Raw genomic sequence first — 21,477 nt, 5'->3', positions numbered from 1 at the left:
GCTGTATGGATGAAGCTGCGTTCTTTCTGTTTGGCGCGGACCATAAGGCACGGATGCCCAGATGCCAAGGCATGGCGGACCTGTCCCAAACGTCCCTGTCCAAATGGACCCATGCCGCCATGAATCCGCCATGGGCACAGGGCAGATAATCGCTTCCCTCTACCTCTTTCGGGGTGCCCTTCATGCACCGTGTGTTTCCAGTCGCCCTTCTGTCGTTGCTGGTCCTTGCCGGGTCTGCCATTTCCCAGCCCGTGCCAGCCGATTATGCGACCCTGGTTGAGCCGGATGACCGGGAAGCGGTGGTGATCAAACCCATGCAGGAAAAGCTGGCGGCCAACCCGGATGATCAGGCCACAGCCCGCGCGCTCTTGCTGGCCTACAAGCAGTATGGTGATTTTGAATCTGGCCTGCCTTTGGGGGAACGGCTGGGGGCTACCAACCCCGATGATGATGCGATATTTGAAGCCCGTATGTTGCTGGCCAAACGCCGCATCGACGAGGCGTCGCTCTTTGGCAAGAAATCCGCCGCCGCTGACCTGTTGGCCATGTGCGAGGGGGAACGGGCGCGGGCACCGCGCAGTGTGCCGGCGTTGAACTGTCTGGCCCAATATTACATGATCGCACCATCCATCGTTGGGGGCGACAAGGCAAAGGCGGAGGCGGCGATTGCCGCCATGGAAGGGTTGGATGCCGGCCAGTATCTGCGGCTGCGTGCCAATCTGGCCATCGGGAACGATGACAAGGCCAGTGCCAGGGCACTGTTGCTGGAGGCGATCCCCAAACTGACAGAGGCCGCCGATGTGACCGGCGCGGCCCTGGTATTGGGCATGTTGGGGGATGGGGAGGCGGCCTTGACGACGCTGGACCGCGCCGCCCTTCTCGACCCGGCTGACCCGCTGACGCTGTATCAGCGCGGCCGGGCGGCCGCGCTGACAGGGCGCAATCTGGAAGCGGGGCGTGATTCGCTGCTGCGTCTGCTGGCTGGCAGCGCCTGGATTAATGGCACCGATTATCGTGCATCGGCGCACTGGCGGCTGGGCCAGATCTACATGGCGCTGGATGATAAGGGGACGGCAGAAAAGGCGTATCGCCGCGCCCTGGTACTGGAACCGAAGCACAAGGAAGCGCAGGCAGCCTTGAAAGCGCTGAAAAGCAACGGTTGAGCGGGCGTTTTTTGTCCGCCATGCGGCGATGGCGGGGCGGGCGGGCTAAAATCGTGGGCCGGCGGGGTTGCAATGCGCGGCTGCCTGCGCTATTCCACGGCCCATCGTTAATCCCACACGTGGGCTTGCGGTGCGGATACTTGTACCTGTCGGCTGGTCTGGCATGGGGTATCAGCATCGGTCCGGTGTTTGCGTGGCATGGTGCCAGGCAGACGTCGCCCACGGAGGAAGAACCGGAAAAGGACTTTTCCTATGGCTATGCCGACCTTTACCATGCGTCAGCTGCTGGAAGCTGGCGTGCATTTCGGTCACCACACCCGCCGCTGGAACCCGAAGATGGCTCCGTACCTCTTCGGCGTGCGCAATGGCGTGCATATCATCGACCTGGAGCAGACCGTTCCGATGCTGCATCGTTCGATGCAGGCCGTTCGTGACGTGGTCGCCGGCGGTGGTCGCGTGCTGTTCGTCGGCACCAAGCGCGCCGCCCAGGAAAAGGTGGCCGAGGCTGCCAAGCGCTGCGGCCAGTACTATGTCAACCATCGTTGGCTCGGCGGTATGCTGACCAACTGGAAGACCATTTCCCAGTCCATCCGCCGCCTGAAGGAAATGGACGAGGCGCTGGTTTCTGGTGAAGGCTCCGGCCGCACCAAGAAGGAACTGCTCAACATGACCCGCGACCGCGATAAGCTGGAGCGCGCGCTGGGCGGTATCCGTGAAATGGGCGGCCTGCCCGACCTGCTGGTGATCATCGACACCAACAAGGAAAGCCTGGCCATCCAGGAAGCCAACAAGCTGGGTATCCCGGTTGTCGCCATCGTCGACAGCAACAGCGATCCGGACGGCATCACCTTCCCGGTGCCGGGCAACGACGACGCCCTGCGCGCCATCGAGACCTATTGCGATCTGCTGGCCGGCTCCGTGCTGGATGGTCTGCAGGCTGAAATGTCGGCTTCCGGCATCGATGTTGGCGCCCAGGAAGAAGCCCCGGTCGAAGTGCTGCCCGAGGAAGTGGCGGCTGAGGCCCAGGCCTGAGTTTGAGTGACCGCGGCCGGGCCGTACCCGATTGTCGGGGCGGTCCGGCCGTTGTGCTGTTCAGGGGTTGGCAACCATCGCGGCATCCGCTGCGGTGGTTGCTCACCTGTTTTTGACGATGACCCACCAATCCTAGCGGATAGAGAGGCGAATTATGGCCGAGATCACTGCTGCGCTCGTCAAGGAGCTGCGCGAGAAGACCGGTGCCGGCATGATGGACTGCAAGAAGGCACTGGCCGAAACCGCCGGTGACACGGAAGCTGCCGTCGACTGGCTGCGCAAGAAGGGCCTCGCCGCCGCCGCCAAGAAGTCCGGCCGTGTCGCTGCCGAAGGTCTGGTTGGCGTTGCCGCCAACGGCGTGGTTGGCGCTGCCATCGAGCTGAACGCCGAAACCGATTTCGTGGCCCGCAACGATGCCTTCCAGGGCGCCGTCACCACGGTGGCCAAGCTGGCTGTTGAGAGCAACGGCGACATCGAGTCGCTGAAGGCCACTGCCTATCCGGGCACCGGCCGCACCGTCGCCGAAGAGCTGACCCATCTGGTCGCCACCATCGGCGAGAACATGAACCTGCGCCGTATCGCCAAGCTGGAAGTGAAGGACGGCATCGTTGCCTCCTATGTTCACTCCGCTCTGGTCCCCGGCCTGGGCAAGATCGGCGTGCTGGTCGCCCTGGAATCCACGGGTGACAAGGCCAAGCTGGCCGATCTGGGCAAGCAGATCGCCATGCATGTCGCCGCCGCCCGTCCGGAAGCCCTGGACATTGCCGACGTGAGCACCGCCAACCTGGACCGCGAGCGCGCCGTTCTGGTTGAACAGGCCCGCGCCAGCGGCAAGCCGGAGAACATCATCGAGAAGATGGTCGAAGGCCGCATCCGCAAGTATTATGAAGAAGTGGTGCTGCTGGAGCAGCTCTACGTCATCGACGGCGAAACCAAGATCCGCAAGGTCGTGGAAGCTGCCGCCAAGGACGTGGGCGCCCCGGTGACGCTGACCGGCTTCGTCCGCTTCCAGCTGGGCGAAGGCATCGAGAAGGAAGCGACGGACTTCGCGGCCGAAGTGGCCTCGATGGCGCGCTGATGCATACTGCCTGAATCCCGCCGCAATCGGGATTTAGGAGGCCGGTGCTCGAAGGGGCGCCGGTAGAAGTCTGCCAATCCGGGCGGGGAGCTTTCCCGCCCGGTTTTGCCCTGCATTCCCTGATCGAAAGGACCAACCCCGTGCCCGCTGCCGCCCGATACAAGCGCGTTCTGCTGAAGCTCTCTGGCGAAGCCCTGATGGGCGAACGGGAATATGGGCTTGACCCCAACGTCGTCGACCGGATGGCGCGGGAGATCAAGGCAGTCATCGAGATGGGGGTGGAGGTTTGCGCCGTCATTGGCGGCGGTAATATCTTCCGGGGTATTTCCGGCGCTGCATCGGGCATGGAACGCGCGACCGCCGATTATATGGGTATGCTGGCCACCGTGATGAACGCGCTGGCCGTGCAGAACGCCCTGGAAAAGGCTGGCGTGCCGACGCGCGTGCAGTCGGCCATCCCGATGGCCAGCGTCTGCGAACCCTATATCCGCCGCCGGGCGGAACGGCATATGGAAAAGGGCCGGGTGGTGATTTTCGCCGCCGGCACCGGCAATCCCTTCTTCACCACCGATACCGCCGCCGCCCTGCGCGCCTCTGAAATGGGCTGCGATGCGCTGCTGAAGGCGACGAAGGTGGATGGCGTCTACAGCGCCGATCCGAAGAAGGTGAAGGACGCGATCCGCTATGATCGCCTGACCTATCTGGATGTATTGTCGCGCGATCTGGCTGTGATGGACGCGTCGGCAATCTCGCTTGCCCGCGAAAACAAGATTCCGATCCTGGTATTCTCCATCGTGACCGACGGCGCCTTCGCCGAGGTCATGGGCGGGCAGGGCAAGTTCACCATCATAACCGAAGAGGCATAAGGTGGCCGCTCCCGACCTTAAGGACATGGAACGCCGCATGGCCGGCGCCCTGGAAACCCTTCGCAAGGAATTTGCCGGTCTGCGCACCGGTCGTGCTTCCGCCAACCTGCTGGAGCCGGTGGTGGTCGAGGCCTATGGCGCGACCGTGCCGCTGAACCAGGTGGCTAATGTCAGCGTGCCGGAGCCGCGCCTGATCTCCGTGCAGGTGTTCGACCGCAGCACGGTGAAGGCTGTGGAAAAGGCCATCCGTGACAGCGGCCTGGGCCTGAACCCGCAGACCGAGGGTTCCACCATCCGCGTGCCGATTCCCGAGCTGAATTCGGAGCGTCGCAAGGAGCTGACCAAGGTTGCCGCCAAATATGCCGAACAGACCCGCGTTGCCGTGCGCAATGTACGTCGTGATGGCATGGATGCCGCCAAGAAGGCCCAGAAGGATGGCGACCTGTCCGAAGATGAGCTGAAGGGCCTGTCGGACAAGATCCAGACCGTGACCGACGCCCATATCAAGAAGATTGATGAGGCGCTGGCCACCAAGGAAAAGGAAATCCTGCAGGTCTGACGGCCGGCAGAGGGGAAGGGATCGGCCCGTCATGCACGGCACCGACAGCCAGGGTTTCGGGCCGCCGCCAGCGCATATTGCCATCATCATGGATGGCAATGGACGTTGGGCGACGGCGCGCGGCTTGCCGCGAACCGCTGGTCACAAGCGGGGGGTGGATGCCGTCCGCAACGCCATTGAGGGCGCCCGCGAACTGGGGGTGCGCTACCTGACCCTCTACAGCTTCTCCACGGAGAACTGGAGCCGGCCGGAGGATGAGGTTTCAACCCTCATGCAGCTGCTGCGCTTCTATCTCCGCGGGGAGATTGCCAAGCTGCACAAGAATGGCATCCGCCTGCGGGTGATCGGCGACCGGCAGCGCCTGTCGCCGGACATCCAGGCACTGATCGAGAATTCCGAGGCGCTGACGGCCGACAATCAGGACATGACCCTGGTGCTGGCGCTTTCCTATGGCGGGCGTCAGGAGCTGGTGGATGCGGCCCGGCGCATGGCCGAATCTGTGGCGCGGGGCGATATGAGCCCCGGCGACATCAATGCCGAAAGCTTCAGCCAGCATCTGTTCACCGGCTCGGACATCCCCGACCCGGACCTGATGATCCGCACCAGCGGCGAGAAGCGCATCAGCAATTTCCTGCTCTGGCAGCTGGCCTATGCGGAGCTGGTCTTCGTGGATACGCTGTGGCCGGACTTCACCAAGCGTGATCTGGAGGACGCCATCCGCGAATTCCACCGGCGGGATCGCCGCTTCGGCGCCACGGTGGGCAGCCGTTGAGCGTGCCGCCCCCCAAGAAGCGCCCGTCCGACCTCGCCCTGCGGGCGATATCGGCCGTGCTGCTGGGGCCGCCGGTGCTGGCCGCCGTCTGGCTGGGCGGCATCGCCTTTGATCTGCTGATTGCCCTGATTGCCGTGCTGGGGCTGCGCGAATGGGTGCGGCTGGCGGAGCCGGGGCAGCAGCGCCTGCCGTTCAGCATCTCCCTGGTGGCCGTTGCCGCCGTGGTGGCGACCGATCTGTTTTCCGGCGCCCATGCGGCCGTGCTGCTGGCCCTGGGGGCTACCCCGGCGCTTTATCTGGCTGCCCATGCCACCCGCATGAAGCACCGGCTGCTGCTGGCAGCCGGCGTGCCCTATATCGCCCTGTCGCTGGTGTCGCTGGATTGGCTGCGCACGGAGAATGGGGCGGCGGGGCTCTCGCTGTTCCTGTTCCTGCTGCTCTCCATCTGGGCCACGGATATCGGAGCCTATGCTGCCGGGCGCACCATTGGCGGGCCGAAACTGGCACCGCGTATCAGCCCGAAAAAAACCTGGGCCGGCCTGATCGGCGGCATGGTCTCGGCGGCCCTGGCCGGTTTTGCTGTGGCCAGCTGGGCCGGGGCGGAAAAGCCCTGGCTGGCATTGATCATCGGCGCCCTGCTGGCCGTGGCCGGGCAGGCGGGCGACCTGTTCGAATCGCATATGAAGCGCCGGGTGGATATGAAGGATAGCGGGCGGCTGATCCCGGGTCATGGCGGCATTCTGGACCGCATTGACGGGCTGATCTTTGCCGCCCCGCTATTCGCGCTGATCCATGGTCTGGCCGGGGAATGGTTGCAATGGTGGTGATGTCAACAGCCCCCGCCCGCCGGGTGACGGTGCTGGGCAGTACCGGGTCCGTCGGTTCCAATACGGTGGAACTGCTGGCCGCCTATGCTGATCGTTTCGCGGTGGAAGCGCTGGTCGCCAACGCCAATGTCGCCAAGCTGGCGGCCCAGGCCAAGCTGCTGCGGGCCAAGCTGGCCGTGGTGGCCGACCCTGCCCATTATGCGGCGCTGCGTGAGGCGCTGGCCGGCACGGGTATTGAGGCGGCGGCCGGGCCGGACGCGGTGGTGGAGGCGGCCCGCCGCCCGGCCGACTGGGTGATGGCGGCCATTGTCGGTGCCGCCGGGCTGGCCCCGACCCTGGCCGCCATTGAACGCGGTGCCACCGTGGCCTTCGCCAATAAGGAAGTGCTGGTCTGCGCTGGCGATCTGGTGATGCAGGCCGTGCGCCGCCATGGCGCCACCCTGCTGCCGGTCGACAGCGAACATAGCGCCATCTTCCAGGTGTTCGATGAGAAGCGGCGCGAAGGCGTATCGCGGCTGGTGCTGACCGCGTCGGGCGGACCCTTCCGGGAAAAGAGCCTGGAAGAGATGCGGGCGATGAATCCGGCCCAGGCCTGCGCCCATCCCAACTGGTCGATGGGGGCGAAGATTTCCGTCGACAGCGCCAGCATGATGAATAAGGGGCTGGAGCTGATCGAGGCCCACCATCTGTTCGCCATGCCGGAAGACCGCATCGATGTGCTGGTGCATCCGCAATCAGTGGTGCACAGCCTGGTCGAATATATTGACGGCTCCGTGCTGGCCCAGCTGGGCACGCCGGATATGCGCACGCCCATCGCCGTGGCCCTGGCCTGGCCGGAACGCATCGCCACGCCGGGCGACCGGCTGGACCTGATCAAGGCGGGGCGGCTGGATTTCCAGGCGCCCGATCCTGTGCGCTTCCCGGCCCTGACACTGGCCAGGGAAGCCTTGCGCGCCGGGGGGGCGGCCCCTACAGTGCTGAACGCGGCCAATGAGGTGGCGGTGGCGGCCTTCCTGCAAGGCCGCATCGGCTTCCTGGATATTGTCCGCGTGGTGGAGCGCACCCTGACAAGCTTCGGGCCGTCGTCGATCAGCACGCTGGCTGATGTGATGGCGGCAGATGGGGAAGCGCGGCGCCTTGCCTTTGCCGAAATTGCAGGTTAGTCCACCTGCTGACGATACGGAGCCTCGGGGCATTTGATGGAAGTTCTGAGCTTCATCTGGAATTACGGCATCATGTTCCTGGTGGTGCTGACCATTCTCGTCTTCGTGCACGAGATGGGGCACTTCCTGCTTGCCCGGCGCAATGGCGTGCGGGTGGAGGTTTTCTCGGTCGGTTTCGGGCCGGAGATTTTCGGCCGCACCGACCGGCACGGCACACGCTGGAAATTCAGCGCCATTCCGCTGGGCGGCTATGTGAAGATGTTCGGCGATGCCGGGGCGGCCAGCACGCCCGGCGATGGGCTGAACCAGATGAGTGCGGCGGACCGTGCCGTCTCCTTCCACCATAAAAGGGTGGGGCAGCGCATGGCCATCGTGGTGGCCGGGCCGATGGCGAATTTCCTGTTTGCCATCGTGGCCTTTGCCTTCATGTTCATGGTCTATGGCCAGCCCTATTCGACGCCCGTGGTGTTGGAAGTGGCCCCGGATGGTGCCGCCAATGAGGCGGGGATGAAGCCGGGCGACCGCATCATCCAGCTGGAAGGGGCCGCCGTTGAGCGGTTTGAGGATGTGCTGGGTGCCGTCATCATCAATCCCGGCAAGCCGCTGCACATGGTGGTGCAGCGCGCCGTGGCCGGGGAGCCGGAAAAATTCGAGACGCATGAGATAGTTCTCACGCCGCGCCACGTGAAAGTGGAAGATCGTTTCGGCAATGTCCACACGATCGGCCGGATGGGCGTGATCCATGGGGGCTATGAATATCGCCGCCATACGCCGCTGAAAGCCGTCTGGGAAGCCGTCAAGGAGACGGTCGGATCGATCGACAAGACCCTGGGTGTCATCTGGCAGATGATCAAGGGGGAACGGGAGACGACCGAGCTGGGCGGCTTTCTGGGCATTGCCCAGATGACTGGCCAGGTGGTGCAGGAAAATTTCGTGACGGTCCTGTGGTTCATGGCCGGCATGTCGATCAGCCTTGGCTTGATCAACCTGTTCCCCATTCCGATGCTGGACGGGGGACATTTGCTGTATTACGCACTGGAGGCGGTTCGTGGACGGCCTCTGGGGGAGCGGGCCCAGGAATATGGTTTCCGGGTGGGCCTGGCTTTGGTATTGAGCTTGATGCTATTCGCGACATGGAACGATCTTGTCCGTCTGCGTGTCGTCGACTTCGTCAAGAATGTCCTGTCATAGCCTTTTGGGGGAACAGTTGGTCTCGGTTTCCAGGTTCGCGGCACTGTGCCTGCTGCTCGGCGGCACGACCGCAACATCCGTCATCGCGCTCTCATCTGGCGCCATGGCCCAGGAGGCGTTTGATGGTGGCATCATCCGTGATGTCCGTGTCGAAGGCTCTCAGCGTATCGAAGGGGCGACGGTTCAGTCCTACCTGACGGTAAGGGCTGGCGATCCGTTCGATCCGGCGAAGATCGACCAGTCGCTGAAGTCGCTGTTCGCCACCGGCTTGTTTGCCGACGTAGCGCTGCGCCGCGATGGCGGCACGCTGGTGGTGGCGGTGGTGGAAAACCCCATCATCAACCGCATCGCGTTCGAAGGGAACAAGCGGGTCAAGACCGAGGATATCGGCGCGGAAGTGCAGCTGCGCCCCCGCACGGTCTATACCCGCACCCGCGTGCAGAACGATGTGGAGCGCATCCAGGAGATCTATCGCCGCAAGGGCCGCTTTGCCGCCCGGATCGAGCCGAAGATCGTGCAGCTGGAGCAGAACCGCGTCGATCTGATCTTCGAGATCGACGAAGGCCAGATGACGGGTGTGCAGGCCATCAGCTTCGTGAACAATAATGTGTTCGACGACAGCGAACTGCGCGAGATCATGATCACCAAGGAATCGCGCTGGTGGCGGTTCCTGTCGTCCAATGACAATTATGATCCCGAGCGCCTGCGCTATGACCAGGAGCAGATTCGCCGGCATTATCTGCGCAATGGCTATGCCGACTTCAAGGTGCTGACGGCGGTGGCGGAACTGACGCCAGACCGTGAGGATTTCTTCATCACCCTGACGGTGGATGAGGGCAAGCGCTACAAGTTCGGCAAGATCGAAATCACCAGTGACATCCCCGATCTGGATATTGCCCCGCTCTATCAGGCGCTGAACACGGTCAGCGGTGACTGGTACAATGGTGACAAGATCGAGGAATCGATCAAGGCGCTGCAGGATCGGCTGGGTGATCTGCAATATCCGTTCGTCGAAGTCGACCCGCTGCTGGAACGCAACCAGGAAGACCAGACGATCGATCTGCTGTTCGAAATGAAGCAGAGCCCGCGCGTCTTCGTGGAGCGGATCGACGTCAACGGCAATTACCGCACGCTGGACAAGGTGGTCCGGCGCGAAATCCTCCTGGTGGAAGGCGACCCGTTCAGCATTTCCAAGGTGCGCCGGTCTGAACAGCGCATCAAGGATCTGGGCTATTTCCTGGAAGCCACCATCACCCCGAAGGAGGGCAGCTCGCCCGACCAGGCGGTGCTGACGGTTGATGTGCAGGAAGATTCCAGCGGCGAAATCCAGCTGGGTGCCGGTTACTCCACCACCGACGGCGCTTTGCTGGACTTTTCCTTCCGCGAACGCAACCTGATGGGTAAAGGCCAGGATCTCCGCCTGTCCACCACCTTGTCCAAACGCACGTTCGAGGTCGATCTCGGCCTGACGGAGCCTTATTTCCTGGACCGCGATCTGGCGGCGGGTATTGACCTGTTCCGCATCGTCCGCGACGATTCCCGTTACTATTCCTACAGTCTGGAAAGCACGGGCGTGACGTTCCGCCTGGGCTATCCACTGTCGGAAAAGCTGCGTCAGCGCCTGTCTTACTCGTTAAGCCAGAACAAGATTGATGATGTTTTGCTTGGGTCGTCGCGCTTCCTGCTGGACCAGCAGGGCACGACGGTGACCTCTGCGGTGGAAAGTCAACTATTGTGGGATGAGCGCGACAGCCGGCTGGAGCCGACCTCGGGCTTCTATTTCCTGCTGTCAAACCAGCTGGCTGGCCTGGGCGGTGACACGCGTTACCTGCGCAACCGCATCACCGGCGGCACCTATTGGGAACCGTTTGAAGAGGTGGTGCTGGGCCTGACGACAGAGGCCGGCTATATTTGGGGCATGGGCAAGGATCTGCGCATCAATGACCGCTTCTTCCTGGGTGGTGATACGCTGCGCGGCTTTGAGGTGGGTGGCGTCGGCCCGCGTAACGTGCCCGACTTTAATAACAAGGATAACAGCGATTCGTTGGGGGGTACCATCTTCACCCGCGCCAGCCTGGAACTGACCAGCAAGCTGGGCCTGCCGGACGAGCTGGGCGTGAAGGCGCACCTGTTCAGCGATGCCGGTACGCTGTCCTCCTCCAAGGAGACGCCGGGCCAGGGCGACATGTTCTATGACAGCAACAAGATCCGCGCCTCGGTGGGTGTGGGTGTGTCGTGGAAGTCGCCTTTCGGCCCGATTCGCCTCGACTTGGCCTATCCGTTCTCCAAGGAACCCTATGACCGGACCGAACAGCTGAAATTCAGCTTCGGTACGCGCTTCTGATGATGCGGCGGGCGGGTTTCTCCTCTCTGCGCTGGTTGATCGCCGGTCTGGCCCTGGTGGCCGGGCCGGCGATCAGTCTTGCCGCCCCGGCGGTGGCACAGGAACCTGCCGGCCCGACATTGCCTGCTGCCCTGGCCCAGGTGGTAGGAGAGCCGACATCGGTGCCAGCGGCACCCGCCGGCCCAGCGCGCAAGGGCAGCCTGCCCTATGCCCAGGTGGCGGTGGTGGATGTGCAGCGCATCCTGCAGGATGCCGCCGTCATGCGGTCCATCCAGCAGCAGCTGGACCGGCAGAAGGATCAGTTCCAGCGGGAGGTCGGTGCCCAGCAGGAACAGCTGCGGGTGGCCGAACAGGATTTGGCCAAGCTGCGCCAGTCGGTGGCGGTGGAAGAGTTTGACCGCAAGCGCACCGATTTTGAAAGCCAGGTTTCGGCCATGGGCCGCGCCCTGCAGGAACGTACCCGCCGCCTGGATGTGGCCTTCAATCAGGCCCGGAACAGCGCCATCAACACGCTGGATCAGGTGATCGCCGAGGTAGCCAAGGAGAATGGCGCCACCCTGGTGATTTCCCGCCAGTTCATCGTCTATCAGGCGGGAACGGCGGGCGACATCACGGACGAGGTGATGCAGCGGCTGAATGCACGTCTGCCGGAGATCATCGTCAATCTGCCGCCCTCACCCTGACGGCTATTTGATTTTCCCTGCCCTTATCCTTTCGTCCAGAGGTCCATCCCATGGCCGATCCCCGTTTCTTCGACCGCGCCGGTCCCTTCACCCTGGCCGCACTGGCTGCCTTGTCCGGGGCGGAGGTGGCGCCCGGTGCTGACCCCGACCTGCTGTTGCATGATGTGGCACCGCTGGATGGGGCAGGGGAGGGGCAGCTTTCCTTCCTCGATAACCGCAAATATCTGGACGCGTTCAGCGCCAGCAAGGCGGCGGCCTGTGTCGTGCATCCGGCCCTGGCCGACAAGGCGCCGGCCGGCATGGCGCTGCTGCTGTCGAAAAAACCCTATCGTTCCTACGCGCTCTGCGCCCAGGCCTTCTACCCGCTGCCCCAGGCCAGCGGGGTGATCTCTCCGACCGCCCATGTGGATGCTACGGCGGTGCTGGGGCAGGGGGTGGAGATCGCGGCCGGGGTGGTGGTGGAGGCAGGCGCCGTTATCGGTGACCGGGTACGCATCGCCCCCAATGCCGTCATCGGCCGCAATGTGCAGATCGGCGCCGATACCATCATCGGCGCCTGCGCCTCGCTGTCCCATTGCATTATCGGGGCGCGGGTGATGATCTATCCCGGTGCGCGCATCGGGCAGGATGGTTTCGGCTTCGCCATGGATATTGACCGGCATGTCCGGGTGCCGCAGCTGGGCCGCGTCATCATTGAAGATGATGTGGAGGTGGGGGCCAATGTCACCATCGATCGCGGGGCCGGGCCCGATACGGTGATTGGCCGGGGCTGCATGATTGATAATCTGGTGCAGATCGGGCACAACGTCCAGCTCGGGGCCGGCTGCGTCATCGTGGCCCAGTCCGGCATTTCGGGAAGTACCAGGTTTGGCCATCATGCCGTGCTGGCGGCGCAGGCGGGCGTTGCCGGTCATCTGACCATCGGCGCCGGTGCGCGCATCGCGGCACAGAGCGGCGTCATGCGGGACGTGGAGCCCGGCACGGAGGTGTTCGGCACCCCCGCTTTGCCGAAGCGCCAATATTTCCGGCAGGTCGCCATGATGGGCCGGCTTGTCAGGGGCAAAAGTGGACAAGGCGATGAACGCGACGGCGGATAATCAGGTTTTGGAGCAGCTCGACATTCTGCGGATCATGCAGATGATCCCGCACCGTTACCCCATGCTGCTGGTGGATAAGGTGCGCGACATTGTGCCGGGGGAAAGCTGCACCGGCATCAAGAATGTCACGGTGAACGAGCCGATCTTTACCGGCCATTTCCCGCAGAAGCCGGTGTTCCCCGGCGTGCTGATCGTGGAAGCCATGGCGCAGACCTCTGCCATTCTGGTGATGCACACGCTGGGGCAGGAGGCTGAGGGGCGGCTGGTCTATTTCATGGGCATTGAAGAGGCGAAATTCCGCCGCCCCATCGTGCCGGGTGACCAGATCCATATCAAGGTGCAGCGCCTGCAGAACCGCCGCAATGTCTGGAAGTTCAAGGCAGGGGCTTTTGTTGACGGCAATCTGCACGCCGAAGCCACATATTCTGCCATGATTGTCATGGATAGTGAGAAGGCGTGAAGCGATGGGCTGGGGGCGTTGGCCCCTGGCCTCTGCGCCCCCTTGATCCCTTGCGACGGAACCATCCGCACATGACCAGTTTTATCCATCCCTCTGCCATTGTCGACTCGGCCGCCCAGATCGGCAATGACGTGCATATCGGCCCGTTCTGTGTTGTCGGTCCCGATGTGGTGCTGGGGGATCATGTGCGGCTGGTCAGCCATGTCGCGGTCGATGGCCGCACCCGGATCGGGCCTGGCACCGTGGTCTATCCCTTTGCCAGCCTGGGTCACCCGCCGCAGGATTTGAAATATAAGGGGGAGCCGTCGGAACTGATCATCGGTTCCAACAACAAGATCCGCGAGCAGGTCACCATGAATCCCGGCACTGAGGGTGGCGGCATGGTGACCCGTGTGGGCAATGGCGGGCTGTTCATGGTCGGTGTCCATATCGGCCATGACTGCATCGTCGGCGACAATGTGATCTTCGCCAACAATGCCACCCTGGGCGGGCATGTCGAGGTGGGGGATTATGCGGTGCTGGGCGGCCTGTCGGCCGTGCATCAATGGGTGCGCATCGGCGCCCATGCCATGATCGGTGGCATGTCGGGCGTGGAGGCTGATGTCATCCCCTATGGTCTGGTCAAGGGCGAACGGGCCTTTCTGGCCGGCCTTAATCTGGTGGGGCTGGAACGGCGCGGCTTCAATCGGGAACAGATCGGCGCCCTGCGCAACGGTTTCAAGCGCATCTTCACCGCCGGTGAAGGCACCATGGCGGAACGCATGGAAGCGGCGGCGGCGGAGTTCGCGGACAGCGATCTGGTGGCCGCCATGCTGGATTTCCTGGCTAAGCGCGGATCGCGTGCGCTGACCCTGCCGCGCTGAGGCGGGGTGATGGCGGCTAAACTCGGCATTCTCGCCGGCGGCGGCGACCTGCCGGTCCGGCTGGTGGAGACGTGCCGCCGTGATGGGCGGGAATTTTTCCTGATCGCCCTGGAAGGGCAGGCGGAGCCGGACTGGCTCTCGCCCGCCATCCCGCACGCCTGGTTCCGCATGGGGGCGGCGGGTGCCATTCTGGATCGGCTGAAGGCCGAACGGGTGGGGGATATCGTGCTGGCCGGCCGGGTGCGCCGGCCCTCCCTGGCGGAATTGCGGCCGGATTGGAAGGCCACCCAGTTTTTCACCCGTATCGGTATGAAGGCGCTGGGGGATGATGGCTTGCTGCGCGGCGTGGCGCAGGTGCTGGAGCAGGAGGGGTTCCGCGTCGTTGGTGTGCAGAACCTGATCAGCGACCTGTTGACCCCCACCGGCCCGCTGGGCCGCCTACACGCCGATGAACAGGCGCTGGCCGATATTGCCCACGGTCTGCGCGTTGCGCGGGCGCTGGGGGCGTTGGATATCGGCCAGTCCGTAGTGGTGCAGCAGGGGGTCGTGCTGGGGGTCGAAGCGATTGAGGGGACTGATGCGCTGATCCAGCGCTGTGGTCCGCTGCGCCGGCCCGGTGCGGGGCCAGTGCTGGTGAAATGCGCCAAGCCGCAGCAGGATCGCCGGCTGGACCTACCGGCCCTGGGGCCCGATACGGTGGCCCATTGTGTGGCGGCGGGCTTTTCCGGCATCGCCGCACAGGCCGGCAATACCCTGTTCCTGGGCCGGGAGCAGGCGGTAACCGCTGCTGACGCCGCCGGCCTGTTCCTGCTGGGGATTGAGCCATGAGCGCGCCGCTGATTTTCCTGGTGGCGGGGGAGCCATCGGGCGATGTGCTGGGTGCCCGGCTGATGGCCGGGCTGAAGCAGGCCACCGGCGGGCAGGTGCGTTTTGCCGGCATCGGTGGCGATCGCATGATCGCGGAGGGGCTGGACAGCCTGTTCCCGATGGAAGAACTGACCCTGTTCGGTCTGGCCGAACTGTTGCCCAAACTGCCCAATATCCTGCGCCGCATCCGCCAGACGGCGGATACCATCTTGGACCTGAAGCCGGATGCCGTGGTCACCATCGATGCGCCGGATTTCTGTTTCCGGGTGGCGAAGAAGGTGCGGCGGGCGGACCCGTCGATCAAGCTGATCCATTATGTTGCCCCCACCGTCTGGGCCTGGCGACCGGGGCGGGCCCGGAAGATTGCCGCCTTTCTCGACCATCTGCTGGTGTTGCTGCCGTTTGAGCCGCCTTATTTTGAGAAGGTCGGGCTGCCCGCCACCTTTGTCGGCCATTCCATCGTCGAAGCCGGGGTGGAGCAGGGGGATGGGGCCGCCTTCCGCGCCCGCCATGGCATCGCGCCGGAGACCAAGCTGCTGACTGTGCTGCCGGGCAGCCGGCGCAGCGAGATCAAGGTGCTGCTGCCGGATTTCGGCCATGCGCTTGCCATCCTGGCGCAGCGCCATCCCGATCTGCGTGTGGTGGTACCGACGTTGGGCAAGGTGGCAGGACCGGTGCGCGAGGCTGTGGCGGGCTGGCCGCTCGCCCCCCTCGTGGTGGAAGGGGATGCGGAAAAATATGACGCCTTTGCCGCCTCCACCACCGCGTTGGCGGCCAGCGGCACGGTGGCGCTGGAACTGGCGCTGGCGCGGCTGCCGGCGATCATCGCCTATCGCATCCACCCGTTGACCTACCGGCTCTACCGCCGGCTGATCCGGGTGAAATATGCCAATCTGGTCAATATCATGCAGGACCGGATGCTGGTGCCGGAATATCTGCAGGGTGATTGCGTGCCCGACCGTCTGGCCGAGGGGGTGGATCGGCTGCTGAGCGATCCAACGGCCCGGCAAGCGCAGATCGACGGCGTGGCAGAGGTAGCCCGCTGGCTGGGCCAAGGGGAAGAAAAGCCCCCCAGCCGCCGCGCCGCCGATGCGGTGCTGGCGGTGATCAAGGGTTGATACCAAGTGGCGATGAGGTTAACTCATCGCCACTTGGTACGGCGGCGACCGCCGCCGCGCCGCACGTGCGGCGTAGCCAAGCCAGCGGATGCTGGCGCCGGCGATTGAGGGTCTTGATCAGAACCGATAGGGTTTGATCAAGGCAAATGAGTAATTTGTTTTATACCAATCTCCCTTGATCGTGACCGATCCAGGGAGATTTTGTGTTCCCTCATGCGCCGGGCGGGCGCTTCCGCGCCCTTGGCTTACGCCGCACGTGCGGCGGGCCGGCGGTCGCCGGCCTCCAATCTGCCAAGGGTCAAACCCTCGGCGGATTGGTATTATCCCACCAGCCGGCGGGCGATGGCCTCGTCAATATGGCCCTTCAGCACCGGGTCTTTATTGTAGAGCCGGTTGAAATCCCGCTTGTCCAGCAGCAGCAACTGGCAATAGGCGCTGGCCGTCACGTCGGCATTGCGCGGCTGGTCCATCACCAGGGCGATTTCGCCGAAGAAATCGCCCGTGCCCAGCCGGATCGGCTGTTCCAGCCCCGGCACCTCGACAGTCACCGCACCTGACGAAATGAAATAGACCGTATCGCCGCGTTCGCCGCGCCGCACGATGGGCTCGCCAGGGAAATAGAGGCGCGGGCGCAGCAACCGCTCAATACGCTTCAACCGGTCAGGAGACAGGCCGCTGAACAGCGGCACGCGCCCCACCAGCTCATGCGTGGCCAGCCCCAGATCGAGCTGCGGCGGCTGTTCCACCGTCTGGCGCCGCTCCCGCAGGTCGCGTTCCAGGGTGTTGAGGATTTCGCGACTGATCAGCGCTTCTTCAAACAGGGCCTGCGTGGCCCGTTCTTCCATCCGCAGCCCGGCTCGGATGAGATATTGCACCTCCACGCTTTCAATATAGGCGGGATATTGCAGGCGGATGATCTCCATCGCCTCATCAATGCGCTTCATGCGGGCGGCCAGCCGGTCCCGGACGGCGGCGGCGGCCTCCTTGCCCAGCATGGGCTGCAACCGCTCCGTGGTGAAGAGCTGCAATTCCTGCAGGCAGAAGCGCAGCGCGATCAGCATGGCGAAACGTTCGGACAGGCGGGCGGCTACTGGCCGTTCCACGCCGGTGCGGCGATGCAGCCACAATGCCACCCGCAGGCCCCGGCCGGGGCGCACCATCTTGCGGGCGATATGGTCATAGCCGGCCGGGCCGCCGGTCTTCAAGCCATCCTGCAATTGCCCGGCCCCGGCGGTCAGGGTCTCCACCGTCAGGCGGGAGATCAGCCCGTCATGGAAATAGGCCAGATAGCGCTGTTCCTCATAGCGGGCTAGGGTGGACAGCCCGATATAGAGCCGGTCATCCACCGACAGGGCGCCATAGCGCGCGTCCAGATCCAACTGTTCCTGCGCCAGCTCCGCCCCGCGTTCCAGCAGCGGGTCGATGGCACGGCTGGTATCCAGGCCGAACCGCGCCGCCACCTCCTCCAAGTCGCGCCGTACATTGCTGAGTGACAGGCCCAGCGCCCGGTTGCGCAGGTTCAGTTCAATCGGCGTCAGCTTGTCGATCCCCAGCAGGCCGATCAGCGGGCGCAGGCTGGTACCCTGCACAAACAGGGTGAACAGCACAAAGCCGGTGGCCACCACGGCCACCGTGTCCTGAATGCTGTCGGGTACATGGCGGTTCTCCGTCACGGCCAGGGCCAGGGCCAGGGAGACGGCCCCGCGCAGGCCGCCCCAGGTCATCACTGCCCGATAGGGGACGCTGATGCGATCACTGGCGCCGATCCAGCCCAGGATCGGCAGCAGGCCGAAGACCACCAGGGCGCGGGCGACCAGCGCGCCTGTCACCAGGGCGGCCAGCAGGGCCAGATGACTCCATTTCGCATTCAGCAGGGTGGGCGGTACCAGCATGGAGGCGAACAGGAAGATGAGCGAATTGGCCCAGAAGCCCAGCTGCCCCCAGACATGTTCCAGCCCCTGCCAGCTTTCCGGGCTGAGCCGGGTGCGCCCGCGTGATGCCATCACCAGCCCGGCCAGCACCACGGCCACCACCCCGGACACATGCAGATAATGTTCAGCCACGATGAAGGAAAGATAGGCCAGTGCCAGGGTCAGGGTGATCTCTGACTGGGCCTGATTGCGCAGGGGCGTGACGATCAGGGCGGCGGTCCAGCCCATGGCCCAGCCCACAGCCGCTCCGCCCAGGAACTTCACCAGGAAATCCAGCCCGGCCGCCGCCAGATCGGGCTCCCCCCCACGGGTCAGCATGGTCAGCAGCAGGGTGGAGAGCACGATGGCGGCGGCATCGTTGAACAGGCTTTCCCCCTCCACCAGGATGGAAAGCCGGCGGGGCGCGCCCAGGTCGCGGAAAATGCCCACGACGGCGGCGGGATCGGTGGTGGCGATGATGGAGGCCAGCAGCAGACAGACCACCAGGGCCCGCTGGGTGGCCTGACCATGCCAGATCCCCCAGGCCCACCAGGTGGCCAGCCCCGCCACGGCCGTGCAGACCAGCACGGCGACGATGGCCAGCAACAGCACCGGCCCCATATCATCCAGCAGCCGGCGCACATCGACAGCCAGGGCCGTTTCAAACAGCAGCACCGGCAGAAAAATGTAAAGAAAGGCGGCCGAGGTCAGCTCCACCTCGCCCAGGGCCTTGATGAAATCCCCCGCCGGCCCGGCACCCAGCCAGGAACCGCCACCATGGATCAGCAGGCCGATTCCCACCCCGGCGGCGGCCAGCACCACAGTATAGGGAAGGCGCAGTCTTTTGGCCAAAGCCGGCAGCAAGCTGACCAAACCCAGCAGCCCGGAGACGGCCAGCAACGTATAGACCAGGGCGTCCATTCAGGGGTGAAGCTTCCATGGCGGGCAAGATTAATCAGAAGCGCAAGATTGCATGGACGCGCCTTGCCGACCAGCGGCCAGCGGTGGCGGGGGCCTATGCATGCACTGCAGCCACTGGTGTTGGCAGCTTTGTCCTTTTATGTTCCATTAACCGGCCTGCATTGGCCGCGGGTCAGGCCGGGGGTTGGGCTCTGCGGGGGGAAACTGTTGATGGAAGAAGACCTTCTGGTATTCGCGGCGGAGCCTGACGCAGCCCAACCCGCGCCAGCCCTGTGCCCCTGGCTGATTCTGATTGTCGATGATGATCCTTCGGTACACAGCGTCACCAAGCTGGCCCTGCGCGATCTGGTCCATGCCGGGCGCAGGCCCTTGTTTCTGTCGGCCTATTCGGCGGTGGAGGCCCGGCAGATTCTGGCGGCATACAGCGATATCGCCCTGGTTCTGCTGGATGTGGTGATGGAGAGCGAGGATGCAGGGCTGGACCTTGCCCGCGCCATCCGGGAGGAATTGGGTAATCAATATGTCCGCATCATCCTGCGCACCGGCCAGCCCGGCCAGGCGCCGGAGCGGGAGGTGGTTGCGCGCTATGACATTAATGATTACCGCGCCAAGGATGAGCTGACGGCAGCCCGGCTCTGGACCTCGGTGCTGACGGCCCTGCGCGCCTATCAGCAGATCAGGGCGCTGGAGGCGAACCGCGCCGGGCTGGCCCATATCCTGGACGCCACGGCCCGCCTGTTTGAACAGCGTGACGTCAACCGTTTTGCCGCCGGTGTGGTGGACAGCCTGCTGGCCCTGGCCGGCCCTGGTGCCGGCGCCCTGCTGGCGCGGGTGGAGATGGTGGAGGGGGAGCCGGTGGGTGAACCCCGCCTGCTGGCCGGGCGGCTGGCAGGTGGTGGCCCCCAGGCCCGCCCGCTGCTGCCGGCGGGGCCGCTGTCCCATACGGTGCCGCCGGATATCTGCCAGCAGATTGTGCAGGCGCTGGCCCAGCCGACAGGGGTGCAGGGCGCCGGCTGGCTGGCCATCCATACGGCTGCTTCGCCCAGCGTTGCCGTGATCATCCATCTGTCTGGCCTGATACCGGACCATGGGCCGGATCAGCGGGTGATGGCGCTGTTTGCCCGTACCATCGCCATCGGGCTGGATAATGCCCTGCTGGTGGAACAGCTGTCGCGCGACCGCACCCATGACCGGGCCACCGGCTTGCTGAACCGCACCGGGCTGGTGGCAGCCTTAGGCGTCCGGCTGGGCCTGCTGGGGGAGGATGGGGCTGGTTCCTGCGCTGTCGCTTTGATCGATCTGCGGCGCTTCCGCGATTTCAACCAGGAGCTGGGGGTGGCCTGGGGTGACCAGCTGTTGAGCATCACCGCCCGGCGGGTGGTGCAGGCGGCGGGCCCGGCGGCGGCCTGCGCCCGCACCGCTGGTGACCAGTTCGCCATCATGCTGCCCGGCGGGCCGGATCTGGAGATGGCGCGCGCCCAGGTGCGCGCCATCCTGGCCGCCGTGTCCGAACCGGTGACCCTGGCCGGGCGGGAGGTGCATCCGCTGGCCACGCCGGGCCTTGCCTGGTGCAACCTGCCCGGCCGCCATGCGGAGGAGATGCTGGCAAGGGCGGAGGAGAGCCTGCACGCCTCCAAACGCGCCTTCGGTCGCCTGCAGGAGGTTCTGGTCGGCGATGACAGTGACCAGAACCGGCTGGGCTTGACGATGGAGCTGAATGCCGCCCTGAAACAGAACCAGTTTGAGCTTTATTATCAACCGATTGTCGATGCGGTGACGCGCAAGGTGGTGGCGTTTGAGGCGCTGGTGCGCTGGAAGCACCCGGCGCGCGGCATCATGGTGCCCGCTTCCTTCATCCCGGCGGCGGAGGAGACGGGGTTGATCGTGCCCATCGGCACCTGGGCGATGCGGGAAGCCGCCACCCGCATCGCCGAATGGACCCGCGCCAGCGGCCGGCCCATCTGGGTCAGCGTCAATATCTCCGCCGCGCAACTGTCCGAACCCGGCTTCCTGGACCATGTGAAGCGGGTGGTGGCGGAAAGCGGGGTCGATCCGACCCTGCTGAAACTGGAGGTGACGGAAAGCACCATCATCGGTGATCCGGCCCATGCGGCGGAAATCCTGTCGGGCCTGCGCGATCTGGGCATCCGGCTCTGCATGGATGATTTCGGCACCGGCTATTCCAACCTGTCCTACTTGCAGACCTTGCCGTTTGATTTCCTGAAGGTGGACCGGGCCTTTGTGTCCAGCATGATCGACCGCTTTGAAAGCCGCACCATCCTGCGCACCATGCTGGCCCTGGCGCAGCAGCTTTCCCTGGAGGTGGTGGCCGAGGGGGTGGAGACGCTGGAACAGGCCGATGAGCTGGAACGGCTGGGCTGTGGCTTCCTGCAGGGCTTCCTTTATGGCAAGCCGATGCCGGCCGAGCTGGCCGGCGCCATGCTGGGCGTGCCATCGGGGCCGCTGGGCTAGAAAGAAACTGCCTCAGGGGTTTGGGTTGGCGTAGGAGAGGGTGACGTTGTATCCGAGTTCAGTGAGGCGTCGGATGAGGCGTTTGGTTTGT

Annotated in this window: 18 protein-coding genes; 17 read left to right on the top strand and 1 reads right to left on the bottom strand. The window is 64.5% G+C overall.

Translation table 11 applies throughout. The annotated features are described in order from the left end of the window. Positions 1-182 precede the first annotated feature (182 nt). The 16 genes from CHB97_RS21260 (at position 183) to lpxB (ending at position 16,083) form a co-directional block, all read left to right on the top strand. Complete coding sequence (locus CHB97_RS21260) at positions 183-1,163, top strand: tetratricopeptide repeat protein (RefSeq protein ID WP_089290026.1); 981 nt, start codon at positions 183-185, stop codon at positions 1,161-1,163. A 252-nt stretch (positions 1,164-1,415) separates the two neighbouring features. Then, entirely contained in the window at positions 1,416-2,195 is a 780-nt protein-coding gene (gene rpsB / locus CHB97_RS21255; protein ID WP_089290025.1) for a 30S ribosomal protein S2, read from the top strand. Between the two features lie 154 nt (positions 2,196-2,349). Then, a complete protein-coding gene (tsf, locus tag CHB97_RS21250; RefSeq protein WP_089290024.1) occupies positions 2,350-3,273 on the top strand; it encodes a translation elongation factor Ts in 924 nt (307 codons plus the stop codon). A 140-nt stretch (positions 3,274-3,413) separates the two neighbouring features. Continuing rightward, entirely contained in the window at positions 3,414-4,139 is a 726-nt protein-coding gene (gene pyrH, locus CHB97_RS21245) for a UMP kinase (RefSeq protein ID WP_089290082.1), read from the top strand. A 1-nt stretch (position 4,140) separates the two neighbouring features. Next, a complete protein-coding gene (frr, locus tag CHB97_RS21240; RefSeq protein ID WP_089290023.1) occupies positions 4,141-4,698 on the top strand; it encodes a ribosome recycling factor in 558 nt (185 codons plus the stop codon). Between the two features lie 31 nt (positions 4,699-4,729). After that, positions 4,730-5,470 carry an isoprenyl transferase gene (locus CHB97_RS21235; RefSeq protein WP_089290022.1) on the top strand — a complete coding sequence of 247 codons (741 nt, stop codon included), beginning with the start codon at positions 4,730-4,732 and terminating at the stop codon, positions 5,468-5,470. A 2-nt stretch (positions 5,471-5,472) separates the two neighbouring features. After that, complete coding sequence (locus CHB97_RS21230; protein ID WP_089290081.1) at positions 5,473-6,297, top strand: phosphatidate cytidylyltransferase; 825 nt, start codon at positions 5,473-5,475, stop codon at positions 6,295-6,297. Continuing rightward, positions 6,279-7,460 carry a 1-deoxy-D-xylulose-5-phosphate reductoisomerase gene (locus CHB97_RS21225; RefSeq protein ID WP_371333130.1) on the top strand — a complete coding sequence of 394 codons (1,182 nt, stop codon included), beginning with the start codon at positions 6,279-6,281 and terminating at the stop codon, positions 7,458-7,460. The genes CHB97_RS21230 and CHB97_RS21225 overlap by 19 nt, the downstream gene beginning before the upstream one ends. A gap of 36 nt (positions 7,461-7,496) precedes the next feature. Next, on the top strand, positions 7,497-8,651 hold the full coding sequence (gene rseP / locus CHB97_RS21220) for an RIP metalloprotease RseP (protein WP_089290020.1): 1,155 nt from the start codon (positions 7,497-7,499) through the stop codon (positions 8,649-8,651). A gap of 16 nt (positions 8,652-8,667) precedes the next feature. Beyond that, complete coding sequence (gene bamA, locus CHB97_RS21215; RefSeq protein ID WP_244559649.1) at positions 8,668-10,995, top strand: outer membrane protein assembly factor BamA; 2,328 nt, start codon at positions 8,668-8,670, stop codon at positions 10,993-10,995. Continuing rightward, positions 10,995-11,678 carry an OmpH family outer membrane protein gene (locus tag CHB97_RS21210; RefSeq protein ID WP_089290018.1) on the top strand — a complete coding sequence of 228 codons (684 nt, stop codon included), beginning with the start codon at positions 10,995-10,997 and terminating at the stop codon, positions 11,676-11,678. Before bamA ends, CHB97_RS21210 begins: the two co-directional genes overlap by 1 nt. 50 nt (positions 11,679-11,728) lie before the next feature. Beyond that, positions 11,729-12,775, top strand: coding sequence for a UDP-3-O-(3-hydroxymyristoyl)glucosamine N-acyltransferase (gene lpxD / locus CHB97_RS21205; protein ID WP_089290017.1), 1,047 nt, complete (start codon positions 11,729-11,731; stop codon positions 12,773-12,775). After that, a complete protein-coding gene (gene fabZ, locus CHB97_RS21200) occupies positions 12,756-13,235 on the top strand; it encodes a 3-hydroxyacyl-ACP dehydratase FabZ (RefSeq protein WP_089290016.1) in 480 nt (159 codons plus the stop codon). Before lpxD ends, fabZ begins: the two co-directional genes overlap by 20 nt. Before the next feature lie 71 nt (positions 13,236-13,306). Continuing rightward, positions 13,307-14,098, top strand: a complete 792-nt coding sequence (gene lpxA / locus CHB97_RS21195; protein ID WP_089290015.1) for an acyl-ACP--UDP-N-acetylglucosamine O-acyltransferase — start codon at positions 13,307-13,309, stop codon at positions 14,096-14,098. Between the two features lie 9 nt (positions 14,099-14,107). Continuing rightward, positions 14,108-14,926, top strand: coding sequence for an LpxI family protein (locus CHB97_RS21190; protein ID WP_089290014.1), 819 nt, complete (start codon positions 14,108-14,110; stop codon positions 14,924-14,926). Next, on the top strand, positions 14,923-16,083 hold the full coding sequence (gene lpxB, locus CHB97_RS21185; protein ID WP_089290013.1) for a lipid-A-disaccharide synthase: 1,161 nt from the start codon (positions 14,923-14,925) through the stop codon (positions 16,081-16,083). The genes CHB97_RS21190 and lpxB overlap by 4 nt, the downstream gene beginning before the upstream one ends. 320 nt (positions 16,084-16,403) lie before the next feature. Here lpxB and CHB97_RS21180 read toward each other — a convergent pair whose 3' ends face one another. Next, positions 16,404-18,914: a cation:proton antiporter gene (locus tag CHB97_RS21180; RefSeq protein WP_089290012.1), complete on the bottom strand. Its 2,511-nt coding sequence runs from the start codon at positions 18,912-18,914 to the stop codon at positions 16,404-16,406. Positions 18,915-19,124: 210 nt separating this feature from the next. Between CHB97_RS21180 and CHB97_RS21175 the strand changes: the two genes are divergently transcribed. Then, positions 19,125-21,386: an EAL domain-containing protein gene (locus CHB97_RS21175; RefSeq protein ID WP_160106122.1), complete on the top strand. Its 2,262-nt coding sequence runs from the start codon at positions 19,125-19,127 to the stop codon at positions 21,384-21,386. Positions 21,387-21,477 lie beyond the last annotated feature (91 nt).

The sequence above is a fragment of the Azospirillum sp. RU38E genome (assembly GCF_900188385.1).
Lineage (GTDB): Bacteria > Pseudomonadota > Alphaproteobacteria > Azospirillales > Azospirillaceae > Niveispirillum.
The sequence above is the reverse complement of the archived record's forward strand: the minus strand, read 5'-3'. Positions and strand labels throughout refer to the sequence as shown.

Bases quoted from the DNA above. Each gene is read 5' to 3' on its own strand.
- CHB97_RS21260 (WP_089290026.1), top strand. From the start codon at position 183: ATGCACCGTGTGTTTCCAGTCGCCCTTCTGTCGTTGCTGGTCCTTGCC.
- rpsB (WP_089290025.1), top strand. From the start codon at position 1,416: ATGGCTATGCCGACCTTTACCATGCGTCAGCTGCTGGAAGCTGGCGTG.
- tsf (WP_089290024.1), top strand. From the start codon at position 2,350: ATGGCCGAGATCACTGCTGCGCTCGTCAAGGAGCTGCGCGAGAAGACC.
- CHB97_RS21235 (WP_089290022.1), top strand. From the start codon at position 4,730: ATGCACGGCACCGACAGCCAGGGTTTCGGGCCGCCGCCAGCGCATATT.
- CHB97_RS21225 (WP_371333130.1), top strand. From the start codon at position 6,279: ATGGTTGCAATGGTGGTGATGTCAACAGCCCCCGCCCGCCGGGTGACG.
- rseP (WP_089290020.1), top strand. From the start codon at position 7,497: ATGGAAGTTCTGAGCTTCATCTGGAATTACGGCATCATGTTCCTGGTG.
- CHB97_RS21210 (WP_089290018.1), top strand. From the start codon at position 10,995: ATGATGCGGCGGGCGGGTTTCTCCTCTCTGCGCTGGTTGATCGCCGGT.
- lpxD (WP_089290017.1), top strand. From the start codon at position 11,729: ATGGCCGATCCCCGTTTCTTCGACCGCGCCGGTCCCTTCACCCTGGCC.
- fabZ (WP_089290016.1), top strand. From the start codon at position 12,756: ATGAACGCGACGGCGGATAATCAGGTTTTGGAGCAGCTCGACATTCTG.
- lpxA (WP_089290015.1), top strand. From the start codon at position 13,307: ATGACCAGTTTTATCCATCCCTCTGCCATTGTCGACTCGGCCGCCCAG.
- CHB97_RS21190 (WP_089290014.1), top strand. From the start codon at position 14,108: ATGGCGGCTAAACTCGGCATTCTCGCCGGCGGCGGCGACCTGCCGGTC.
- lpxB (WP_089290013.1), top strand. From the start codon at position 14,923: ATGAGCGCGCCGCTGATTTTCCTGGTGGCGGGGGAGCCATCGGGCGAT.
- CHB97_RS21180 (WP_089290012.1), bottom strand. From the start codon at position 18,914: ATGGACGCCCTGGTCTATACGTTGCTGGCCGTCTCCGGGCTGCTGGGT.
- CHB97_RS21175 (WP_160106122.1), top strand. From the start codon at position 19,125: ATGGAAGAAGACCTTCTGGTATTCGCGGCGGAGCCTGACGCAGCCCAA.